The 6,404-nt window shown below is 72.7% G+C and carries 6 protein-coding genes and 1 pseudogene; 5 read left to right on the top strand and 2 right to left on the bottom strand.

Annotated features, from left to right (window positions below; translation table 11 throughout):
• The first annotated feature begins 163 nt into the window (after window positions 1–163).
• From ACWEBX_RS26955 to ACWEBX_RS26940, 4 genes are all read left to right on the top strand, one after another.
• A complete protein-coding gene (locus ACWEBX_RS26955) occupies window positions 164–1,333 on the top strand; it encodes an ArsA family ATPase (RefSeq protein WP_451887393.1) in 1,170 nt (389 codons plus the stop codon).
• A gap of 92 nt (window positions 1,334–1,425) precedes the next feature.
• Window positions 1,426–1,926, top strand: coding sequence for a DUF5304 domain-containing protein (locus ACWEBX_RS26950; protein WP_451887392.1), 501 nt, complete (start codon window positions 1,426–1,428; stop codon window positions 1,924–1,926).
• A 54-nt stretch (window positions 1,927–1,980) separates the two neighbouring features.
• Window positions 1,981–2,934 (top strand): ROK family glucokinase, encoded by a 954-nt coding sequence (locus tag ACWEBX_RS26945; RefSeq protein ID WP_384784773.1) that lies wholly within the window; start codon window positions 1,981–1,983, stop codon window positions 2,932–2,934.
• A 143-nt stretch (window positions 2,935–3,077) separates the two neighbouring features.
• On the top strand, window positions 3,078–3,842 hold the full coding sequence (locus ACWEBX_RS26940; protein WP_451887391.1) for an endonuclease/exonuclease/phosphatase family protein: 765 nt from the start codon (window positions 3,078–3,080) through the stop codon (window positions 3,840–3,842).
• A 52-nt stretch (window positions 3,843–3,894) separates the two neighbouring features.
• On the opposite strand, the gene ACWEBX_RS26935 is transcribed toward ACWEBX_RS26940, so the two are convergent.
• Entirely contained in the window at window positions 3,895–4,680 is a 786-nt protein-coding gene (locus tag ACWEBX_RS26935; RefSeq protein WP_451887390.1) for a hypothetical protein, read from the bottom strand.
• A complete protein-coding gene (locus ACWEBX_RS26930; RefSeq protein WP_451887389.1) occupies window positions 4,673–5,482 on the bottom strand; it encodes an alpha/beta hydrolase in 810 nt (269 codons plus the stop codon). The genes ACWEBX_RS26935 and ACWEBX_RS26930 overlap by 8 nt, the downstream gene beginning before the upstream one ends.
• A gap of 159 nt (window positions 5,483–5,641) precedes the next feature.
• Between ACWEBX_RS26930 and ACWEBX_RS26925 the strand changes: the two are divergent.
• A pseudogene (locus ACWEBX_RS26925) lies at window positions 5,642–6,397 on the top strand (lysophospholipid acyltransferase family protein); the annotation flags it as partial.
• Window positions 6,398–6,404 lie beyond the last annotated feature (7 nt).

Here is a 6,404-nt window from a genome sequence, read left to right as displayed (position 1 = left end):
GCCGGTACATCGATGCCCGTCGCCACCGACGCTCACGCCTCACCCAACGGCGACGGGCTGATGCACCGGCACGGCCCCGACCCACCCACCGGACCGAACCCGACCCGAACCGGACCCGGGCCCGAAAACCGCCGAGGCCGCCGCACCGGTAGCGTTCACCCCCATGCGCACCATCCTGATCACCGGCCAAGGCGGCACAGGCCGTACCACCGTCGCCGCGGCCACCGCGCTGAGGGCGGCCCGCGAGGGCACCCGCACCCTGGTGCTCACCGCCGACCGCACCGACACCCTCGGTGCCGTCCTCGGCGTCCCCACCGGCCCCGACCCCGTGGAAGCCGCCCCCGGCCTCACCGCCTGGCGCCCCGACGCCGCCGCCCGCTTCCGTGACGACCTCACCGCCTTCCAGCGCCGCGCCACCACCGCCCTCGACCTCCTCGGCGCCTCCCGCCTGGACGCCGAGGAGGTCACCCCGCTCCCCGGCGCCGAGGAACTCGCCCTCCTGCGCGCCCTGCGCGACGCCGCGCTGTCGGAGTCGTACGGCCTGCTCGTCGTGGACCTGCCCCCGGCCCCCCAGGCCCTCGCCCTCCTCGCCCTGCCCGAGGAGCTCCGCCGCTATCTGCGCCGCCTGCTCCCGCCGGAGCGCCAGGCGGCCCGCGCCCTGCGCCCGGTCCTCGGACGGCTCGCGGGGGTTCCCATGCCCGCCGAGTGGCTGTACGAGACCGCGGGGCGCTGGGACGTCGAACTGGCCGCCGTCCAGGCGGTGGTCGAGGACCGTGCCACGACCGTACGGCTGGTCGCCGAACCCGGACCGGCCGGCACGGACGCCGTCCGCACCGCCGCCACCGCCCTCGCCCTGCGCGGACTGCCCGTCGACAGCCTCGTGGCCAACCGGGTGCTGCCCGGCGCCACCAACGACGCCTGGCTGGGAGCCCTCGCGGCCCAGCAGCGCAAGGCCCTGGACGAGTGGCGCGAGACGTACGCGGTCGACGAGGTCCCGCACCGCGGCCACGACCCGCGCGGCACCGACGACCTCGCCGCGCTCCCCGTGCCCGGCGTCAACACCGCGCCCACCCCGGTCGAGTGGCCCGTCACCGACCGTCTCGCCGACGACGGCGTGCTCGTGTGGCACATTCCGCTGCCCGGAGCGATACGCGACGAACTCGACCTCATCCGGCGCGGCGACGAACTCGTCGTGACCGTCGGCCAGTTCCGCAGGATCGTCCCCCTGCCGTCCGCGCTCCGCCGCTGCACGGTGGCCGGAGCCGCACTGCGCGAGGGCGAGCTGCGGGTCCGTTTCGCACCGGATCCCGGGCTCTGGCCGCGCGAGAAGTGACCGTGGCGCGATCCGGGGCACCGGCACGGTGAACGGGATACCCCCGTTCGGGTAACGTCGAAAGCAAGGAAAACGTAGGCAGGAGTCCCGCCATGAGCGAAGAGCGCCCACCGTCCGAGGCCGCTCAGGAGGAGACGGCCGACGAGGTGCGTGTCGACGAGGTACACGTCGAGGAAGCGCACGCCACCGACGACGACGCCTGGGCGACGGCCTGCGCCGAGGACCTCGCCGCGGAGAAGGCCCGCCGCCGCGCCCAGCAGGGCCCGCCGCCCGGCTCGGCCGCCGAGGAACTGCGCAAACTTGTCGACGCCGTCGCCGACAAGCTCTCCGGACTCCAGTCGCCGCTGTTCGGCGCTGTCGCCTCCGGCACCGCCCAGCAGATGGTCAGCCAGGTCGTGCAGCAGGCCAAGGCCGCCGTGGAACCGGTACTGGAGCGCAACCCCGAGGTCTTCGACCACCTCGCCGCCGCGGGTTCGGAACTGCTCGCCGCCTACCGCTCGGCCGTCGAGAACCAGGAGCGTCGCTGGACCACTCGGGACACGGGTTCCCGTGACGACGAGTCCGGTCCGGGCGAGCACATCGACTTGGACTAATCGCCCCTCGGGTACGGTTGGCCGTAGCGGGGCTCGACCGAAACTGAGGGATTCATGGGACTCACCATCGGCGTCGATATCGGCGGCACGAAGATCGCGGCCGGTGTGGTCGACGAGGAAGGCAATATTCTCTCGACGCACAAGGTGCCGACCCCGACCACGCCGCAGGCCATCGTGGACGCCATCGCCTCGGCCGTGGAGGGCGCGCGCGCCGGGCACGACATCGTCGGTGTCGGCATCGGTGCCGCCGGATATGTGAACCGCCAGCGCTCGACGGTCTACTTCGCGCCGAACATCGACTGGCGCAACGAGCCGCTCAAGGCCGAGGTCGAGCGGCGTGTGGGCCTGCCGGTCGTCGTGGAGAACGACGCGAACGCGGCCGCCTGGGGCGAGTACAAGTTCGGCGCGGGCAAGGGCCACCGCAACGTCATCTGCATCACCCTGGGCACGGGCCTCGGGGGCGGCATCATCATCGGCAACAAGCTGCGCCGCGGCCACTTCGGCGTGGCCGCCGAGTTCGGCCACATCCGGATGGTCCCGGACGGACTGCTGTGCGGCTGCGGCTCGCAGGGCTGCTGGGAGCAGTACGCCTCCGGGCGCGCGCTCGTCCGGTACGCGAAGCAGCGGGCCAACGCGACCCCGGAGGCGGCGGAGGTCCTCCTGGGGCTCGGCGACGGCACCCCCGACGGCATCGAGGGCAAGCACATCTCCATGGCCGCCCGGCAGGGCGACCACGTCGCGGTGGACTCCTACCGTGAGCTGGCCCGCTGGGCCGGCGCGGGTCTGGCCGACCTTGCCTCGCTCTTCGACCCGTCCGCCTTCATCGTCGGCGGCGGCCTGTCGGACGAGGGCGAGCTGGTCCTCGACCCGATCCGTAAGTCGTACAAGCGCTGGCTGGTCGGCGGCAACTGGCGTCCGGTCGCCGAAGTGATCGCCGCGCAGCTCGGCAACAAGGCGGGTCTCGTCGGAGCGGCGGACCTGGCCCGGGAGCCCGACCCGATCATGTAGGTCCCGCCCGTCTCGCACGACCGCGCCCGCCGCCCCCGCACAGGACGGCGGGCGCGGACGTGTCCGCGCCTTTTACCGCCCGAAGGCGAGGCATGTGCCTCTTCGGCCCTTTCCTCGGGCTTCGGGCGCGTATCTTGATCGCCATGCCGACCAGGTCCTCCGCCAGTCCGCTGCCCGCGTCCCGCACCGAAGCCGACGGCTCGGCCGTGATCCGCGTGCTCAGCTACAACATCCGCTCGATGCGCGACGACACCGCCGCGCTCGCCCGAGTGATCAGCGCCTGCGCACCGGACCTCGTCCTGGTCCAGGAGGCGCCCCGCTTCTTCCGCTGGCGCAAGAAGCTCGCACGTCTCGCCGCCGCCTCCGGTCTCGTCACCCTGTCGGGGGGCGCCACCGCCTCCGGGCCCGCGCTGCTGTGCACGCTGCGGGCCACCGTGGAGCGCACCGAGGACGTCCTGCTCCCGCTCACCCCGGGGCAGCACCGCCGGGGCTTCGCCACGGCGGTCGTGCGGTTCGGGGGCGCCCGGCTCGGCGTGCTGAGCTGCCATCTGTCGCTCCGGAAGGACGAGCGCCACGAGCAGGGCGGCATGCTCCTCGACCGGCTCGCCGGTCTCGGCACCCCGCACGCCGTCGCGGGCGGCGACCTCAACGAAGGCCCGGCGGGACCGACGTTCCGCCGTCTGGCGGGCGCGCTCCAGGACGGCTGGGCGACCCGGCCCTGGGGCGGGGAGCACACCTGGACGTTCGCGGGGCCCGACCGGCGCATCGACGCCCTCTTCGCCACGTCCGGCATCGAGGTACTCGGCTGCGGGGTGCCGCTCGGTCTTCCCGGCGTGAGCGAAGCGGACCTGAGGGCGGCCACGGACCATCTGCCCGTACTGGCCGCCCTCAGAGTGCCCGCGTCCTAGGCCGTGTCCGACCCAGGGAGTGTCCCGCCGCGCCCGGGGCCGCGATCCGCGGTCAGACCACCGCGCCGCGCCCCGGGTCCTCGTGGTCCTCGTCGTCGTCCTTCATGCGTGTCACCAGCGTGGCGAAGCCGCCGAGGAAACCGCCGATGCCGAGGGTGGTGAGCCACCAGGTCATGTCCCAGCCGAACAGGACGGCCAGCAGCAGCAGGGCGGGGCCGCCGAGCACGCCGAGCCAGGCGAACTTGGCGGTCGTGTCCGCGGCGGGCAGCGGGGGCGGCTCGGGCGGGACGAAGTGGCCCTCGTCGTCCTCGTCGAAGTCGTCCTCGGACGGCTCGGGCGAGCGGTAGTCCCGCGGGCCGCCGACACCGGGCGCGAACGAGATCGAACTGCCGAGCGGCTTGACGGCGGAGGGCAGATCGCCGGAGGCCTCCGGCTCGGACCCCGCTCCCGGAGCCGGGGCGTCGTCCTCGCCGGTGCCGGTGCCGGAGCCGGTGCCGTCACCGGAGCCGTCACCGCCGGTCCCGGAGCCGGTGTCAGGACCCGGCTCGGGGAGCGCCAGGTCCTCGATCGACCGGAAGGGCCGCGAGCCGGGCGGGTCCGGCGGCTCCGCGCCGTATCCCTCGACGATCGACTTCCAGGCGGCCTCCTCGTCGAAGGGCACGCTCTGCTCGTCGTCGGCGGACTTCCCGAGGGCCTCACCGGACGACTCTCCGAGCGGGTCCCCCGCCGGCTCGGTGAGCGCGTCACCGAGCCCCTCGCCACGGGCACCGTCGAGCGGCTCGCCGACGGGCACGCCCTTCTCCTCGGAATCGCCGCGGTCCGCGTCGTGCTCAGTCACCGGCTGTCGTCCCTTCCTGCCCGCCGACCCGACCGGCGTCGGCCTCCTTGCCGGCACCGGGCGCGAGCCGGGTGACGAAGGAGTGACTCTCCTCGAAGATCCGGTCCGCGTCGTGGTCCAACGTCGCGACGTGGTAGCTCTGTTCCAGCACGATCTCCGTCACGTCCGTGGAGGACACCCGTCCGAGGATGCGCGCCGAGTCGGCGGGGGAGACCACATGGTCCTGGAGGCTGTGCAGCAGCAGGAGCGGCTGGGTGACCTGCGGCAGCTCCGCGTCCACGACCGCGCACAGCCGGCGCATCGAATGCGCGGCGTGCAGCGGCACCCGGCCGTAGCCGATCTCCTCGGAGCCCTCCTTCGCGATGTCGCTCGCGATGCCCTTCGTCGACGGAACCAGGTGCCGCAGGACCGGCAGCAGGCGCGCGGCCGGGCCGTGCACCTTGTTCAGCGGGTTGACGATCACGATGCCGTCGATGTCGTCGCCGTGCTTGGCCGCCAGCCGCAGCGCCAGCGCGCCGCCCATCGAGAGCCCGAAGACGAACACCCGCGAGCAGTTCCGGCGCAGCGCGCGCAGTTCGCGGTCGACCTCCGCGTACCAGTCCTGCCAGCCCGTGAGCTGCATGTCCTCCCAGCGGGTGCCGTGCCCGGGCAGCAGCGGCAGCGCGACGGTCAGACCGCGGTCGGCGAGATACTCAGCCCAGGGACGCAGTGACTGCGGGGAGCCGGTGAAACCGTGGCAGAGAAGGACGCCGACCTCTCCGCCGTCGTGGCGGAACGGCTCGGCTCCAGGAAGGACCGGCACCTCGGTCTCCTGTTCATGAGTTGGGCGGAAAACGACTCCGGGTGTGTTTCACCGTACGCGACCGTACTGACACCGACCAGGGTCGTCGGGTCCTTCGACGGTGCTCCGGGTTAAGGTCTGATCTACGACACAGGAGGCACGCGGGTGATCTACGGCGCAATGAAGTTTTCCATCGGAGGGCCGCTGAAGCTCGCCTTCAGACCCTGGGTGGAAGGCCTCGAGAACATCCCCGCCGAGGGCCCGGCCATTCTGGCGAGCAATCACCTCTCGTTCTCGGACTCCTTCTTCCTGCCGGCGGTCCTCGAACGCAAGGTGACCTTCATCGCGAAGGCCGAGTACTTCACGACCCCGGGCATCAAGGGCCGGATGACGGCCGCCTTCTTCAAGGGCGTCGGCCAGCTCCCGGTGGACCGCTCCGGCGCGCGCGGCGCGGGCGAGGCGGCCATCAAGAGCGGCATAGAGGTGATCGAGCGCGGTGAGCTGTTCGGCATCTACCCGGAGGGCACGCGCTCGCCCGACGGCCGCCTCTACCGCGGCAAGCCGGGCGGCCTCGCGCGCGTGGCCCTCGCCACCGGCGCGCCCGTCATCCCGGTGGCGATGATCGACACCGAGAAGATCCAGCCGCCGGGCAAGCTGATGCCCAAGCTGATGCGTCCGGGCATCCGCATCGGCAAGCCGCTGGACTTCAGCCGCTACAGCGGCATGGAGCACGACCGGTTCGTGCTCCGCGCGGTGACCGACGAGGTCATGTACGAGATCATGAAGCTGTCCGGGCAGGAGTACGTCGACATGTACGCGACGGCCGCCAAGCGGCAGATCGCGGATGCGGCGAAGGCCGAGAAGGACGCCGAGAAGGCGGCCAGGGCGGCACTCGCCCAGGCGGAGAAGCAGGCCGAGAAGCAGGCGGAGCAGGCCGCGAAGC

It is taken from the genome of Streptomyces sp. NPDC005070, assembly GCF_053600395.1.
The sequence above is the reverse complement of the archived record's forward strand: the minus strand, read 5'-3'. Positions and strand labels throughout refer to the sequence as shown.

Excerpts from the sequence above, each read along its gene's own strand:
- ACWEBX_RS26955 (WP_451887393.1), top strand. The coding sequence starts at position 164 with ATGCGCACCATCCTGATCACCGGCCAAGGCGGCACAGGCCGTACCACC.
- ACWEBX_RS26950 (WP_451887392.1), top strand. The coding sequence starts at position 1,426 with ATGAGCGAAGAGCGCCCACCGTCCGAGGCCGCTCAGGAGGAGACGGCC.
- ACWEBX_RS26945 (WP_384784773.1), top strand. The coding sequence starts at position 1,981 with ATGGGACTCACCATCGGCGTCGATATCGGCGGCACGAAGATCGCGGCC.
- ACWEBX_RS26940 (WP_451887391.1), top strand. The coding sequence starts at position 3,078 with ATGCCGACCAGGTCCTCCGCCAGTCCGCTGCCCGCGTCCCGCACCGAA.